General features: G+C 54.5%; 15 protein-coding genes. 5 read left to right on the top strand and 10 right to left on the bottom strand.

What is annotated here, in order from left to right; translation table 11 throughout:
• Window positions 1-3: 3 nt before the first annotated feature.
• Together GW579_RS04140 and GW579_RS04135 are read right to left on the bottom strand one after the other, a co-directional pair.
• Complete coding sequence (locus GW579_RS04140; protein WP_152327128.1) at window positions 4-420, bottom strand: META domain-containing protein; 417 nt, start codon at window positions 418-420, stop codon at window positions 4-6.
• Window positions 421-622: 202 nt separating this feature from the next.
• Window positions 623-1,348 carry a pirin family protein gene (locus GW579_RS04135; protein WP_152327129.1) on the bottom strand — a complete coding sequence of 242 codons (726 nt, stop codon included), beginning with the start codon at window positions 1,346-1,348 and terminating at the stop codon, window positions 623-625.
• Window positions 1,349-1,505: 157 nt separating this feature from the next.
• Here GW579_RS04135 and GW579_RS04130 point away from each other — a divergent pair, with 157 nt between their 5' ends.
• The 3 genes from GW579_RS04130 (at window position 1,506) to GW579_RS04120 (ending at window position 4,275) form a co-directional block, all read left to right on the top strand.
• Complete coding sequence (locus GW579_RS04130) at window positions 1,506-2,396, top strand: LysR family transcriptional regulator (RefSeq protein WP_165058705.1); 891 nt, start codon at window positions 1,506-1,508, stop codon at window positions 2,394-2,396.
• A gap of 131 nt (window positions 2,397-2,527) precedes the next feature.
• Entirely contained in the window at window positions 2,528-3,295 is a 768-nt protein-coding gene (locus GW579_RS04125; protein ID WP_165057732.1) for a phytanoyl-CoA dioxygenase family protein, read from the top strand.
• A 128-nt stretch (window positions 3,296-3,423) separates the two neighbouring features.
• Window positions 3,424-4,275: an AraC family transcriptional regulator gene (locus GW579_RS04120; protein WP_165057731.1), complete on the top strand. Its 852-nt coding sequence runs from the start codon at window positions 3,424-3,426 to the stop codon at window positions 4,273-4,275.
• 62 nt (window positions 4,276-4,337) lie between these two features.
• On the opposite strand, the gene otnK is transcribed toward GW579_RS04120, so the two are convergent.
• The 6 genes from otnK to GW579_RS04090 form a co-directional block, all read right to left on the bottom strand.
• Window positions 4,338-5,609 carry a 3-oxo-tetronate kinase gene (gene otnK, locus GW579_RS04115; protein WP_165057729.1) on the bottom strand — a complete coding sequence of 424 codons (1,272 nt, stop codon included), beginning with the start codon at window positions 5,607-5,609 and terminating at the stop codon, window positions 4,338-4,340.
• Window positions 5,603-6,280 (bottom strand): aspartate/glutamate racemase family protein, encoded by a 678-nt coding sequence (locus GW579_RS04110; protein WP_165057727.1) that lies wholly within the window; start codon window positions 6,278-6,280, stop codon window positions 5,603-5,605. Before GW579_RS04110 ends, otnK begins: the two co-directional genes overlap by 7 nt.
• A 23-nt stretch (window positions 6,281-6,303) precedes the next feature.
• Window positions 6,304-7,002, bottom strand: a complete 699-nt coding sequence (locus GW579_RS04105) for a molybdate ABC transporter substrate-binding protein (RefSeq protein ID WP_152327134.1) — start codon at window positions 7,000-7,002, stop codon at window positions 6,304-6,306.
• 75 nt (window positions 7,003-7,077) lie between these two features.
• Complete coding sequence (locus GW579_RS04100) at window positions 7,078-7,992, bottom strand: AEC family transporter (protein ID WP_165057725.1); 915 nt, start codon at window positions 7,990-7,992, stop codon at window positions 7,078-7,080.
• Between the two features lie 46 nt (window positions 7,993-8,038).
• A complete protein-coding gene (otnC, locus tag GW579_RS04095; protein ID WP_165057723.1) occupies window positions 8,039-8,677 on the bottom strand; it encodes a 3-oxo-tetronate 4-phosphate decarboxylase in 639 nt (212 codons plus the stop codon).
• Window positions 8,678-8,689: 12 nt separating this feature from the next.
• Window positions 8,690-9,463 (bottom strand): DeoR/GlpR family DNA-binding transcription regulator, encoded by a 774-nt coding sequence (locus GW579_RS04090; RefSeq protein ID WP_235937313.1) that lies wholly within the window; start codon window positions 9,461-9,463, stop codon window positions 8,690-8,692.
• A 332-nt stretch (window positions 9,464-9,795) separates the two neighbouring features.
• Between GW579_RS04090 and GW579_RS04085 the strand changes: the two genes are divergently transcribed.
• Window positions 9,796-10,854: an NAD(P)-dependent alcohol dehydrogenase gene (locus GW579_RS04085; RefSeq protein WP_165057721.1), complete on the top strand. Its 1,059-nt coding sequence runs from the start codon at window positions 9,796-9,798 to the stop codon at window positions 10,852-10,854.
• A 51-nt stretch (window positions 10,855-10,905) separates the two neighbouring features.
• Here the strand turns inward: GW579_RS04085 and GW579_RS04080 are convergent, their stop codons facing one another.
• On the bottom strand, window positions 10,906-11,829 hold the full coding sequence (locus tag GW579_RS04080; RefSeq protein ID WP_165057719.1) for a DMT family transporter: 924 nt from the start codon (window positions 11,827-11,829) through the stop codon (window positions 10,906-10,908).
• Window positions 11,826-12,413, bottom strand: coding sequence for a TetR/AcrR family transcriptional regulator (locus tag GW579_RS04075; protein WP_165057717.1), 588 nt, complete (start codon window positions 12,411-12,413; stop codon window positions 11,826-11,828). The genes GW579_RS04080 and GW579_RS04075 overlap by 4 nt, the downstream gene beginning before the upstream one ends.
• A 220-nt stretch (window positions 12,414-12,633) precedes the next feature.
• On the opposite strand from GW579_RS04075, the gene GW579_RS04070 reads away from it, so the two are divergent.
• A complete protein-coding gene (locus tag GW579_RS04070) occupies window positions 12,634-13,065 on the top strand; it encodes a CopD family protein (RefSeq protein ID WP_165057715.1) in 432 nt (143 codons plus the stop codon).
• Window positions 13,066-13,241: the final 176 nt, after the last annotated feature.

Raw genomic sequence — 13,241 nt, 5'->3', positions numbered from 1 at the left:
TGATTACATCCGGTCTTTCAGGCGGTAAACCAGCGTATGTTTACCCTGTTTCAGGACCATCTTGTTCTCATTCAGGGAAACGGCCGCGCCGTTGTTCAGCACGTCGCTGATCACGTGATCCCATTTGTTCAGGTTCTCGTCCGGACACAGCATCATGGTTGAGGCCAGACCTTTCACCGTCAGCACGTTATTTTCCAGATTGCCCTGACCCATAAAGCGGTTACACATCTGGCCGGAAACATGCAGGTTTGAGCCGAACTCAATTTCCGGAATACGGCCCTGTGCGGCCGGAACCGTCTGACCATCCACACTCAGCAACTCAAAACGATGATGCTGCAAATCAGTTTGCTTCACGCCGGTCTGGCTGCTACATGCGCTGATAGTGATGGCGGCTGCCAGAACAAACAGTGACTTCTTCATGTTCTCTCCTGAGAAATATTCCATATGTGTCATACATATCGTTATATTCATCTTAATATATTACGTATTGCATCGCAATTATAGCGCGGGTGAATACATCGTCAGAACACTGCCCGATGCCCAAAAAAAAGCCTGCGACCTTCCTTTTCAGGATGATCACAGGCTTGGGCTTTTGCGTACTTTACTCAGGCATTACGCCGTATCAGCGTGACGGATGATTCACTTCTACCGGACGCAAATCAAACAGCAACACTTCCGCCTGGTCGCCGTCGGTAAAGGTGACGCTATCTTCATTGCGGATACGCGCGCCATCGCCGGTTCTGAATTCGACACCGTTCACCTTGATGCTGCCGCGGGCAACGTGGATATAAGCATAGCGATCCGCATCGAGGGCAAACGTCGCCTGTTCTGCACCGTCGAAGAAACCGGCGTAGATTTTCATATCCTGACGCACGGTCAGCGAACCGCCGGTACCCGATGGTGAAACAATCAGGCGGAATTTCCCGCGTTTTTCCGCTTCCGCGACGGACACCTGCTGGTATCCCGGTTGGGTGCCATTTTCTGACGGCACAATCCAGATTTGCAGGAAATGCACGTTTTCTTCACCGGAGTGGTTAAACTCACTGTGCGTCACGCCACTGCCTGCGCTCATCAGCTGAACATCGCCGGGGACAATCACGGAACCGGTGCCCATGGAATCTTTATGTTCCAGCGCGCCTTCGAGCACATAGGAGATGATTTCCATGTTGCTGTGCGGGTGCGCCCCGAAGCCGCGACCCGGTGCGACCTGGTCATCGTTAATCACCAGCAGGTCAGAGAAACCGACCTGTTTTGGATCCCAGTAATTGGCGAAAGAAAATGTGTGACGGGAATGCAACCAGCCGTGGTCACCTAAGCCGCGTTGTTCAGAGAGACGTTGTTCGATCATGGTGTACTCCTCAGTGTTGTCAGGGGGAAAGTGCGTTTGCGCTTCCGATGAACAGAGAATACACGTAAACTAATTTGCTCAACAATGAGGTGGAATGACTATCACTGTCGCATTTTGGTTGACAATAACAGGTTGTATTCCTCAGGGCGAAACTGACATGCAGATTGAAGATCTCCGTATTTTTGTGGCGGTAGTGAAAGCCGGGAATTTCACCGCAGCGGCCGAACAACTGCTGCTTTCTAAACAATACGTCAGCCGCCGGATGGCCGCGCTGGAAGCTTCGCTGAGCGTCAGGTTGCTCAACCGCAATACGCGCAAACTGTCGGTGACCGAATCCGGCCAGCTTTTTGCACAACATGCGCAGCGTATTCTCGATGATATCGAAGAAGCCGAAAGGGCGGTTTCACCTAAACGCCAGGCGCTGCAGGGCTCATACCGCATCAGTATTCCGATGTCATTTGGCATCAGCCATCTCTCACCGCTGATTGCGGAGTTTTTGCAGCAAAATCCGGAGATTCAGTTTCAGGTGGAACTGGTGGACAGGTATGTCGATCTGGTGGGCGAAGGCTTTGATATTGCCATCCGTATTGGCAATCTGGCGGATTCTTCGCTGGTGGCGCGCCGTCTGGGGCAGCTTAAACGCGTTATCTGTTGCAGCCCCGGTTATCTTGAGCGGCGCGGCACGCCGGAAACGCCGGACGATTTACTCCGGCACGATTGCCTGCGTTATGGCCGCGAAGGGCAAAATGGTTGGGAGCTGGAGCGCCACGGCAAACTGCGGATTTTCGACGTGCGCGGGCCGGTGCTGAGCAACAAAGGCGAAGTGCTGCGCGACGCCGCCATTTCCGGGCTGGGCATTGTATTGCTGCCTGAATTTATCGTCGGTCCGGCGCTCGAAAATGGCTCGCTGGTACCCATCCTTGACGCCTTCCAGCCCGGCTCGCTCAGCCTGCATGCGCTCTATCCGCAGCATCGCCAGCGCAGCGAAGTCACCCGCGTGTTTCTCGATTTCTTACAGGAAAGGCTGAAAGCGCAGCGGGTGTCGTAAGCTTTGCCACCCGCCTCACATTCCTCTTTGAATCACACAAATATCCAGCTCTTTGTAGGATTTGCATCGTTTATTCCTATAAAAAATGCCGTACTTTTGTGTTGCATAAACGTTAACTGAAGAGGTGGGAAATGATAAATTCATCTGAGCAATACCTGGACGCCCTCGGCGCAACGCAGTCGCTTACCGCAGAACAGACCGCTGAGCTGGAAACTAAGGGTTACGTTATTATTCATAACGTGATCGACAAAGACTGGCTGGAAGATATGCGCGTGACCTTCGATGCGCTGGTGGAAAAAGAGGGTGACAATCTGGCCGTTGAGCATCATCAGGAAGCCACCGCGACGCGTATTGCGAACATGATTAACAAAGGCACGGTCTGGGAAAAAGTGTGGTCGCATCCGCTGATCCTGTCCGTTTGCCGCCACATTTTCCGCGGCGCGTTTAAGGTGTCGAGCCTCAATGGCCGCGAAGCGCTGCACCGTGGCGGACATCAGCCGCTGCATGCGGACTGGAAAAAACCTCGTCCGGACTTCCCCAAAGTGCATCTGGTGAACTCCATCTGGGCGATTGATGATCTCAGTGCGGCAAACGGCGCACCGCGGATTATTCCGGGGACGCATCACCGGCCTGAACTGCCGGAAGATGTTCTGGCGGACGTCGGATTACCACATCCTGATGAAGTGGTTTTCGAAGCTCCGGCCGGAAGCGTGATGATTTATGATGCGCACGCCTGGCACGGCGGCACCAACAATACCGTCGGCACACGCCGACGCGTGCTGCACAGTTTGTACATTGACCGTGAAGATGCGCAGCAGCAGGATCAGCGCAAATGGCTTAAACCGGAAACCGCCAGCCGCCTGACACCGGCGCAAAAATGGCTGCTGGATGTGTTGTAAATGCCACACCGGTCAAAACCGTTGGCGTCGGCTAACACCGGTCAAGACCTGGGGCCAGTTTGGGTGGCAACCCAAGGTCTTGACCTTGATGGCAAGATTCAATGCAATTGAAAAACTGAGAGAACGCCATGCTGCCCGTTGTGATAGACACTCTTTTCCGATCGTTTTGTGGCAGTGAAGCGCAGGCGGTGCGCTTTCCGGATAACACACAACCCATGCCCGAACTGGCGTTGCTGGTCAGCTTCCCGCGCATCGAATTTGTGGTCAGAGGCCACGTTCATGACCGCAGTCTTCCGGCTGAAAAGGGCTTGCTCAAAGAGGGTGACGCGCTGTATATCCCTGGTGGAAAATGGAATCTCACCCAGTGGAGCGCGCCCGCCGTGCTGCTGAGCATATTGTTCAGCAAAGAAAAGCTCGGTTTCAGCCTGCAATCCTGGGACGGCAACCGGTTTTCCGAAACGGACAAACAAAGCGTCGCCCGGCTGGGGCCGCGGGTCGGCTCGTTTTTATTGCAGGCCATGAATGAAATCGTTTCAAACCCGGATGACCAGCAAACCGCCCGCTGCGTGGTCGCCGGTTTGCTGAGCCATTGTCAGGAACAACTGGCGAACCGCACACAAATTCTGACCCGCAGTGGCGCGCTGTTTGAAGTGATGAAAAAATATATCGAGGAAAACGCCTCGCTGCCGCTGACCCGCGAAAACGTGGCAAAGCGGTTCCATATCACGCCGAACTACCTCTCACATCTTTTCCGAAAATCCGGCGATACCGGCTTCAGCGAATACCTTAACCATGTCCGGCTGGAACGGGCAAAACTGCTGCTGAAAGGCTATGAACTGAAGATCAAAGAAGTGGCGAGCAGTTGCGGATTTGTCGACAGCAATTATTTTTGCCGCGTGTTCCGTAAAAGTACTGCGCGTTCGCCTTCGCAGTACCGTAGTCAGTGGCTGAGCCAGCATCCGGACATTAAAAAAGGGTAGTGCTTTGCCCTGATTTTCTGATCTAAATGGTGAGGGTGGAAAGGTATTGAGGAAACGGCCCCTTACGGAGCCAGTGTCTGAAACGCGCGGTTGAAGAAGTCTTCGCTGCCAAAGTTGCCTGATTTCAACGCCAGCGCCATGGGTTGTGCATTGCGCATGGCCAGCAGTGCCGGAACGCCGGTGCTGATTTCTGCGCCAATCACCACCGAACCGAGTTGCAAGCCTTTCACCACCGCGCCGGAGGTTTCGCCGCCGCCGACGACAAGTCGTTTTACGCCCGCGTCTGCCAGAGCAACCGCCAGTGTGGCAAAGAAATCTTCGATGGCGTTCGCCACTTTTTCGCGGCCATAACGTTCCTGTAAAACTGACACGCTGGATACGTCGCCCGAGGTCGTAATCAGCGGTGCGCGGTGCTGGTTTTGTTCAATGAAATCCAGCAGTGTTTCACGGGATGCTTTTCCCAGAAGCAAGTCTTCCGCGTCAATCTGCAAAACGGCATGACCGGCGGCGTGCCGGGCAATCTGGCGCAACGTCATCCGCGAACAACTTCCCACCAGAATTGCGCCTTTTCCTTGCACGCCGACGCGCTGTGGCACATTGCCCTGCGCGTCGCCCCGGGCAATGAAATTATGCGGCAACCCCTGCGCGATAGCCGAACCGCCGGTAATCAGCCGTGCTTCATTGCAGGCCGCGCCGAGGGTGACCAGATCGGCGTTCGTGATGCTGTCGGTCACCACCAGGCAGCGGCCTTCTTCCGCCTGCGCCAAAAGCGCATCGCGCACTGACGCGCTGCCCGACTGAACCTGTTGCCACGAAATAAATCCCGGCGGATTTTCAGACTGCGCGGCCAGCACGCGGCGGATATCCGGGTCGGTCATCGGCGTGAGCGGGTGATGTTCCATGCCAGATTCATTGAGCGGGCTGGAGCCGACAAACAAATGCCCCTGATACAACGTCCGCCCCATATCGGGAAACGCCGGACACACCACCACGCCGCGTGCGCCAAGCCGGTTCGCCAGCGCTTCCGCCACCGGGCCAATATTCCCGGCGGGCGTGGAATCAAACGTCGAGCAATATTTGAAGACAATCTGACAACAACCTTGCGCCAACAGCCATTCACAGGCTGCCAGCGATTGTGCGACGGCTTCGGTGGCGGGCAGCGAACGGCTTTTCAGCGCAATCACACCGGCCTCAATGTCCGGCAACGCCGCATTTCCCGGCGTGCCCATGTACAGCGCCGTTTTCATGCCGCCTTCGCCCGCCAGGCCTTTCGCCAGCGTCACGCCTATATCGCTGGCGCCGGTGAAGTCATCGGCAATCACACCCATCAACATGATGTCTTTCCTTCATTATGCAAAACGCGCTTTTTCATCTCACTGACCGCCGCCTGCGGAGCCGCCAGAACCGGCACGCAGGTGACGGCCTGCACGGCTTTCAGCGCACGCGAGGTGGAGAAATGTGCCAGCATGATGGCGTCGCAGCCAGTCAGCTGCTGCGCATATTCCGCCACCAGCCGGTGGTGAGTTTCATCGTCACCGGCACGCAGCGCTTCAATCGCACCTTCGGCGCATACCGTCTTCAGTGAGACCGTTTTACCCAGACGCACGGCCATGTCGCTGAACTCTTTTTCCATTCCGGCGATGGCAGGGCGGAAAGTGGCGATCATACCCACGCGGCTTCCTGCATCGAGTGCGGCTAAAAACATGGCTTCATTGGGTTTCAGCACAGGAATGGTGAGCTGGTCAGCAAGTTTTTCCAGAGCTTCGCCAAACGCGGAGCAGGTCGCCAGAATACCGTCTGCGCCGGTATCACTGGCGTATTGCCCGAAGCGGATAAAACGTTCGGTGAGTGCCTGTGTCAGCTCAACATTTTTGGCCCGCTCAATGGACAACCCGTCATCGAGCAGATTTACCGGGATGGCGTCGGGCCATAATTCCGCCATTGCGACGCTGACGGGCTGCATTGCCACCGGCGTGGCGTGCAGCAGGACAATCGTTTTAGGCATGTTCTTCTCCTGTGGCTCAGGGGTTAAAACCGGCAATCAAGGCCGAAACGGGCGTAGGCCTCTTTTGAGGCTTGCGCAGTGACAATGTCAATCAGCGCGGCACCTTCGTTTTTTAGCGGGGAGGCGCTGAACAGCGCAATGGAAAACGACGTCACTTTTTGCAGTTCCTCCGGCAGACGACCAGCGATTTCAATGCCTGACACCACCAGCAGTTCGCTGATTTGCTGAACCGCCAGACTGGCTTCGCCGGTAATCAGTTTTTCTGCCGTAAATCCTTCCGGGATCGGGCTGGCTTTGGCGTCCACTTCTGCCTCAATGCCCAGACGGGTGAGCACGGTTTTAAAATGAATGCCGCTTGCGCCGCCGATGGAATAACAAACCGAACGTGTTTCCAGCAAGGTTTTTTTCAGCGCTTCTGGGGTGGAAACGTCTGGTCGGGTGTCGCCCTGTTTTACCGCGAAACCGATGCGCGAGACGATCAGCGGTTTACGGCTGGCGGCGTCCACTACGCCAAGTTCGATCAGCTCATCCATCGCCTGATCGGTCACAATGACTACGTCGCCGGTTAGCCCGCTGGCAATGTTTTTCATTAACACCGTGGTTGGCGTCCAGGTGATATCAATGTCGCCGTGTGACTGGCGGTATATGTCGAGCAGCGTGGCGTCAAACGGCGAGCGGACAACTAACGCGCTGTGCAGCGTAAGGTTTTTTGAAGAAGACATGCGTGACTCCTGGTTTCAGATAAAAGTGATGAACTTCAGGTACAGCGTTAATAATCGTAATCTTGAAAATTACAACTACATGGCCAGCCAGATGGTGAGTGGCACGGTGACCACTGCCAGGATTGTGCTCAGCATGATGGCGAAGGCGGCTTTCTCAGGGTGAACGTCCAGCGCTGACGCGACGGCGGCGATGTTGGCAGCGAGCGGATTACAGGCCAGCATGACCATCACCACATATTCATAGTGATTCAGATTAAACAAGCGGAATATCGCGATGATGACCAGCGCGTACAACCCTTGTTTCCACAGAATCGAGGCGATGGCGAATTTCCAGTCGGGAATTAATTTATCGAAGCGTGCCAGTGACATACCGATAATCATCATGCCCAGCGTGGAGTAACCGCCGACAAATCCGTCGACGCTGCTTTTAATCACGTCCGGCAGTTCAAAGTGGAAGTATTTCAAAATCAGGGCAAGAATGGCCGCGTGCAGTGTCGGCATTTTCAATACCATGATCAGGCTGTTTTTAATGGAGTACCGGCCACGCGCGGTGATGTAATACGCGGCCGTAAATTCATAAATACTCGAGGCGACTTTGGCGAAAACCACGATGCTGATAGCTGCGGCGCCGTCCGGTGTACCGCCGAGCAAGCCAATGGCCAGTGGTAAGACAAAATAACCGACGTTACCTTGTCCGCCTGCTGCGCCGAATAAATTCGCGCGGTTGTCTTTCCATAATAAACGCCCGACCAGATACGCCAGAAAAGCGGCGATACAGGAGACAACATAAAACACTACCGAATACATGGCGTAATTAATGTTCGCCGGTGAGTTCAGGATAAGTACAAAACAGACTATCGGTGAGAAAATATAAATCAGTAATTTGGCAATATCCTGCGAGTTAACTTTAAACTTCCGTGTTGTATACCACCCCAGCATGGAGACGGCGATTAAATAGGCCACCCGCGGCATGATTTCATATGCGGTCATTTTATTTACCTGTAATAGAGTAAGGGTAAGAGATAAATTATTATTATTACCAGTGGCAGCCGAACAGGGCGCACAACTCGTTAATTGCCTCATCCGGCAGCGCAATGACTTTTCTTTCTGACTTTAGCCATAATTTGGCGGTTTCTTCCAGTTCTTCGAGAATATAGCTGGCGTGTGCCACGGAATGTCCCCAGACTACCGGCCCGAGCCGTTCCAGCATCACCCCTTTCACATGATTTGCCAGCGTCGCAACGCGTTCAGCCACCTCCTGCGCGCCGGGGCGGTGATAATCAATCAGCGGGATTTTCCCCACTTTCATCACCTGATACGGTGTGATGGGCGGCAATATGGCCTCCGGAGACCAGACGCCGCACAGCGTCAGCAATACCAGATAGGTGGAATGCGTATGCGTTACACACTGCGCGTCCGGGTTATTCTGATAAATACCCTGATGCAGTTTCAGGGTTTTCGACGGTTTTTCGCCATTGATCCATTCGCCCTGAAGATTCACTTTGGCTATTTTTGCCGGATCCAGATTGCCCAGACAGGCGTCGGTCGGCGTAATCAGCCAGCCGTCGTCCAGGCGGGCGCTGATATTACCGGAAGAACCGACGGTATAGCCTCTTTGAAAAAGGGATTCCCCCGCAAAGCAAATATCTTCGCGTATTTTATTTTCCGATTTCATTATTTTCTCACATTATAAAATATCGACAAATGTCACTTTGGGTGAGGTCAGGTTTGACAATGTTTGTTTGCATTCTTTCGACACTGAATCGGTAATAATCTCATCCACCGTGTTCAGCGGGCAGACGGAATAAAAGCCGTATTTACCATATTTGCTGCTGTCGGAAATTAATATGCTCCGGTTAGCAACAGAAATAACAGTCTGCTTCACTTCGGCTTTGCCTTCATAAGGTGTCGAAATACCGTGTTTTAAATCCCATGAACTGGCGCTGAGAAAAGCCAGATCGATGTTCAGCGCTTTAATAAAATTAGCCGCACTTAGCCCGACGCAGGAATAGTTGCGTTTATCGACCCGCCCGCCGACATGAAATAAATCAATTGCCGGATTATTCATCAGTAACTGGGTGATGGAAAAATCATTGGTCACCACCGTTAACCGGAAATTTGCCGGAATGCAGCAGGCAATCTCAAAGGTGGTGGTGCCCGCATCCAGATAAATAATGGTGCCTTCGGCAATTCTGCGCATCGCGCACTGGCCGAGTTCTTTCTTGATCTTATGGTTCAGGTATGACTTTTCCTGCCATGGCAGTTCCTGATGCAAAAACTCGCTGAGTCGCACACCGCCGTTGACGCGCAGCACTTTCCCTTCACGTTCCAGCAACGTCGCATCGCGGCGAATGGTCATGTGCGACACATTCATCAGCGACGCCAGTTCGTCGTAATAGGCAATCTGGTTTTCATGGATGTGCCGGTAAATAAAATCGCGCCGCTCATTTGCACTCAGCATGCTGACCACCCGATAAATTGATTAACCTGATGCCTCTCAATGTTTAACAGTGTAGGCATTTCAATTTCACATTAAAAGTTGCGAAATCACAGAAAAATGATTGGGGATATGGCGGAGTATTTTATATATGTTATTTAATTTTAAGGATAATTTTCGGAAAGTGCCGCAAAGAAATTTTCACATCTGCGTGTGAACTGTGATTCTTTATCGCACAACGTCGCTAAGCGGCGAAAACTGAACAGAATCAGGCAAGGATTCAGGAGGACTGTGGCTTGTGGCTTTGAGGGTAAATTCTATAGTGAAGGGGTCACTATCAACTCAGGAGTTTACCGATGAAAACTGTTGGATTTGCAGCGTACGATCCGAAAAAACCGCTGGCACCCTACGCATTTGAACGTCGCGGCCTGCGTGAAAATGATGTTGCAATGGAGATTTTGTATTGCGGCGTCTGCCATTCTGATTTGCATACCGCCCGGAATGACTGGGGCTGGAGCTATTATCCGATTGTCCCCGGCCATGAAATCGTCGGTCGCGTAACGCAGGTAGGTAATCAGGTTTCCCGCTACAAAGTGGGTGACCACGTTGCCGTCGGTTGTATGGTGGACAGTTGTCAGGAATGTGACCAGTGTAAAAAGGGCGAAGAACAGTTGTGCCGCGAAGGGAACACCGGCACGTACGCGGGTTATGACCGTTTTACCAAAGAGCCGACGCAGGGCGGATATTCCAAGCACTTAGTGGTGCGTGAGGAATTTTGCCTGCGGATGCCGGAAGGGTTAGATCTCTCCAAAGCCGCGCCGCTGTTGTGCGCCGGTATCACCACCTGGTCGCCGCTGAAAACCTGGAATGTCGGGCCGGGCAGCCGTGTGGGCGTTATCGGGTTGGGCGGGCTGGGCCACATGGCCGTTAAACTGGCCGTCGGGCTGGGCGCGGATGTCACCGTACTGAGCCGTTCCAATGCCAAAGAAGCTGACGCACTGGCTCTGGGCGCGAGCCGTTTGCTGGTCAGCGCAGACAGTGATGCCATGGCGCAGGCGCACGATCACTTCGATTTGATTATCGATACTGTGCCGGTCAGACACGACATCACGCCATATATGCCGCTGCTGGATGTGGACGCGACGCTGGTGCTGGTCGGGCAGGTCGGCCCGATGGAAGAGTTCAACACCGTGCCGCTGCTGCTGGGCCGTCGCCGCGTGGCGGGTTCGCCAATCGGTGGGATCCGCGAAACGCAGGAAATGCTCGACTTCTGCGCTGAGAAAAACATTCTGCCGGACTGCGAGATGATCCGTATGGATGAAATCAACGCGGCATTCGAACGTATGGAAAAAGCGGATGTTCGCTACCGTTTTGTGATTGATATGGCCTCGCTGGAAGCCCCGGCGGCAGTCTGATTGCGTGTGATTTTTGCCCAAAAAATGGCCCTGCAAAGGGCCATTCTTCTTTCAGGCCGATGTCAGCACCGGCCTGCTTCTCAGCGGAACGGTGATGAAAATGAGGCAGGCGACCACCAGCCCGATGCCAGTCCAGCCCATTGCGGGCAGGCGTTCGCCGACAATCAGCACTGCCAGAACCGCCGCCACCGCAGGCTCGAGCAGCGTGATAGTGGTCGCCAGGCTGGCCGGAATGCGTGCCAGCGCATAACCGAAACACACATAACCGGTAAACATTGGGATCAGCGCCATGTAAGCGCCGACCGCGGCGTTATTCCACGAAGCCAGCAATGGCGCGCCGGTCACGAATAATACCGGCATCAGCAACAGGCCACCGAGGCCAAACGTTGCGCCCATCGACACACGCGAAGGAACGCCGCGCTGCATCAGCTGACGCGCCGCCCACGCATAAAGGGCGTAAGTCAGCCCGGCGACCAGACCGAGCGCCATGCCTGCCAGCGCGTGCGGCTGCTGACCTGAAAGGGCGTGCGTGCTGCTTTCGGCCAGACATAACAGCACCATTCCGGCCACACCGATGGCCGCGCCCGCCATCCAGCGGCGGGTCAGACGCTGGCCCTCGAGCCAATATTCAATCAGCGCAGAAAGCAGCGGGGCGGAACCAATGGAAATCACCGTACCCACCGTCACGCCCGCAAGGTGCATCGAGGCATAAAAAGCCAGCGGATAGATGCCGACGGACAGCCCGCCGGTCAGTAAGATCCGCCAGTGCAAAGTGAGCGCCCGGCGGTGTCTGAGAATGCCGCGTGCGGCAATGGCCGCCTGCAAAAGGCCGCCGATGCCCATCGCCACTGCGCCAATCGCCACCGGGCTGACCTGCGGGGCGAACGTCGCTGCCGTGCCCGTTGAGCCCCATAACACTGAGGCAAAAACCACGGCCAGAATGCCGAGTAACCGTTCTGCAGGCGAGCTTGTCACGGCGCCTCCATCATGGCGTCGGCCATCGCCATCGCCTGACGTACACAGGCACCGTTGCCTTCCAGTCCGGCGCGGGAAATTGCCCCTTCGAGCAGGAATGAAAAATGCCGCGCCAGTAATTGCGCTTTCGCTTCATCGCCGGCAAACAGCTCCAGCAAATGGGCAGACACAATGGATTCCACCTGTTCCTTGTGGCCGCGCACCGCCAGTCTTCCGGGCGCACCGGCAGGGAGTTCGGCGGCGGCATTGAGCAGCCCGCAGCCGCGAAATCCGCGCTCGTACGAAAATTCAGCGTGATCGTCATACGCGCGGAAAACCGCCAGCACTTTTTCCTTCGGGCCGGATGCTTCCTCCTCGCGGCGTGCATACAGCGCCAGCCATTCGTCGTGGCGAATGGTGATGTACGTCGCAACCAGTTCCGCTTTTGATTCAAAATTGTTGTAGAGGCTTTTCTTCGCCACGCCCGCTCTTTTCACGATGGCGTCAATGCCCGTAGCGGCGATGCCATCGTTATAAAACAGGACGCGTGCCGCGCCGAGCAGGCGGTCGCGGGCGCTTTCCGCTGGCGTTTCAGGTTGTGACATAACGTCGCTCATCTTAGTGAATCATTGAGTAGGTAGCCCAGTCTACCTACTCAATTTCCAAAAAGAAAGAAAACAGAAAACCTGACGTTCCGAAAACGCGGAGACATTACCCGTGCCTTTATCAGGGGAAAAGGACATAATCCGGTAAAAGCCGTGAAGAGACAGCAGGTTGAAGTTGTCCGGCGTACCGCATTGTCGTTAACTTTAGAAGGAATAAAACATGCTTCATGAGTGGCTGAACACCCTGCACATTATCGCAGGGATATTGTGGATCGGCGGAATGCTGGCGATGGCGCTGGTTTCCATAACGTTTTCTAAAACCGTCGGAATACAGGATAACGCGGGCAAAGCGGCGTTGCTCGATACTGTCCGTAAATGGAATCGCTGCGTCACCAGCCCGGCGATGATTGTGCTGTGGATTGCCGGGATTGTGATGATTGTCAGCCACGGCCAGATCCCGCACGCGTGGCTGCTGATTAAGATCCTCGTGGTGTTCTTCCTTTCCGCGCTGCACGGGCTGCTTTCCGGCGATTTACGCAAACGCGCCACCGGGATGCCTGCAAAAAATTACGCATTACTGCGCAATGCCGCGGGAATTATCGCTCTCTGCGTCATCATTATCGGGATTCTGGCGATCATCCGTCCTTTCTGAATCACTGACAGCGTGACAACCGGTCCACGCCACGGCGTGGATTTTTTTGCCGGCAGGAGAGGGAAGCGGGCGCGTGAGGCAATTTTGTAAGGTGACTAATAGTTTCGTATGTTTTGTTACACTCTTCAAAAGGGCGCAATCTTCCCGACAGGCTAAAATACTGTTTTAAAATACGC

The organism is Rahnella contaminans (assembly GCF_011065485.1).
GTDB classification, from domain to species: Bacteria; Pseudomonadota; Gammaproteobacteria; order Enterobacterales; family Enterobacteriaceae; genus Rahnella; species Rahnella contaminans.
This window is presented reverse-complemented; position numbering and strand designations above follow the sequence as displayed.

Coding starts and splice junctions, on each gene's coding strand:
- GW579_RS04090 (WP_235937313.1), bottom strand. CDS start 9,463: ATGCTGAGTGCAAATGAGCGGCGCGATTTTATTTACCGGCACATCCAT.
- GW579_RS04125 (WP_165057732.1), top strand. CDS start 2,528: ATGATAAATTCATCTGAGCAATACCTGGACGCCCTCGGCGCAACGCAG.
- GW579_RS04100 (WP_165057725.1), bottom strand. CDS start 7,992: ATGACCGCATATGAAATCATGCCGCGGGTGGCCTATTTAATCGCCGTC.
- otnK (WP_165057729.1), bottom strand. CDS start 5,609: ATGTTGATGGGTGTGATTGCCGATGACTTCACCGGCGCCAGCGATATA.
- otnC (WP_165057723.1), bottom strand. CDS start 8,677: ATGAAATCGGAAAATAAAATACGCGAAGATATTTGCTTTGCGGGGGAA.
- GW579_RS04105 (WP_152327134.1), bottom strand. CDS start 7,002: ATGTCTTCTTCAAAAAACCTTACGCTGCACAGCGCGTTAGTTGTCCGC.
- GW579_RS04120 (WP_165057731.1), top strand. CDS start 3,424: ATGCTGCCCGTTGTGATAGACACTCTTTTCCGATCGTTTTGTGGCAGT.
- GW579_RS04140 (WP_152327128.1), bottom strand. CDS start 420: ATGAAGAAGTCACTGTTTGTTCTGGCAGCCGCCATCACTATCAGCGCA.
- GW579_RS04110 (WP_165057727.1), bottom strand. CDS start 6,280: ATGCCTAAAACGATTGTCCTGCTGCACGCCACGCCGGTGGCAATGCAG.
- GW579_RS04085 (WP_165057721.1), top strand. CDS start 9,796: ATGAAAACTGTTGGATTTGCAGCGTACGATCCGAAAAAACCGCTGGCA.
- GW579_RS04070 (WP_165057715.1), top strand. CDS start 12,634: ATGCTTCATGAGTGGCTGAACACCCTGCACATTATCGCAGGGATATTG.
- GW579_RS04075 (WP_165057717.1), bottom strand. CDS start 12,413: ATGTCACAACCTGAAACGCCAGCGGAAAGCGCCCGCGACCGCCTGCTC.
- GW579_RS04130 (WP_165058705.1), top strand. CDS start 1,506: ATGCAGATTGAAGATCTCCGTATTTTTGTGGCGGTAGTGAAAGCCGGG.
- GW579_RS04135 (WP_152327129.1), bottom strand. CDS start 1,348: ATGATCGAACAACGTCTCTCTGAACAACGCGGCTTAGGTGACCACGGC.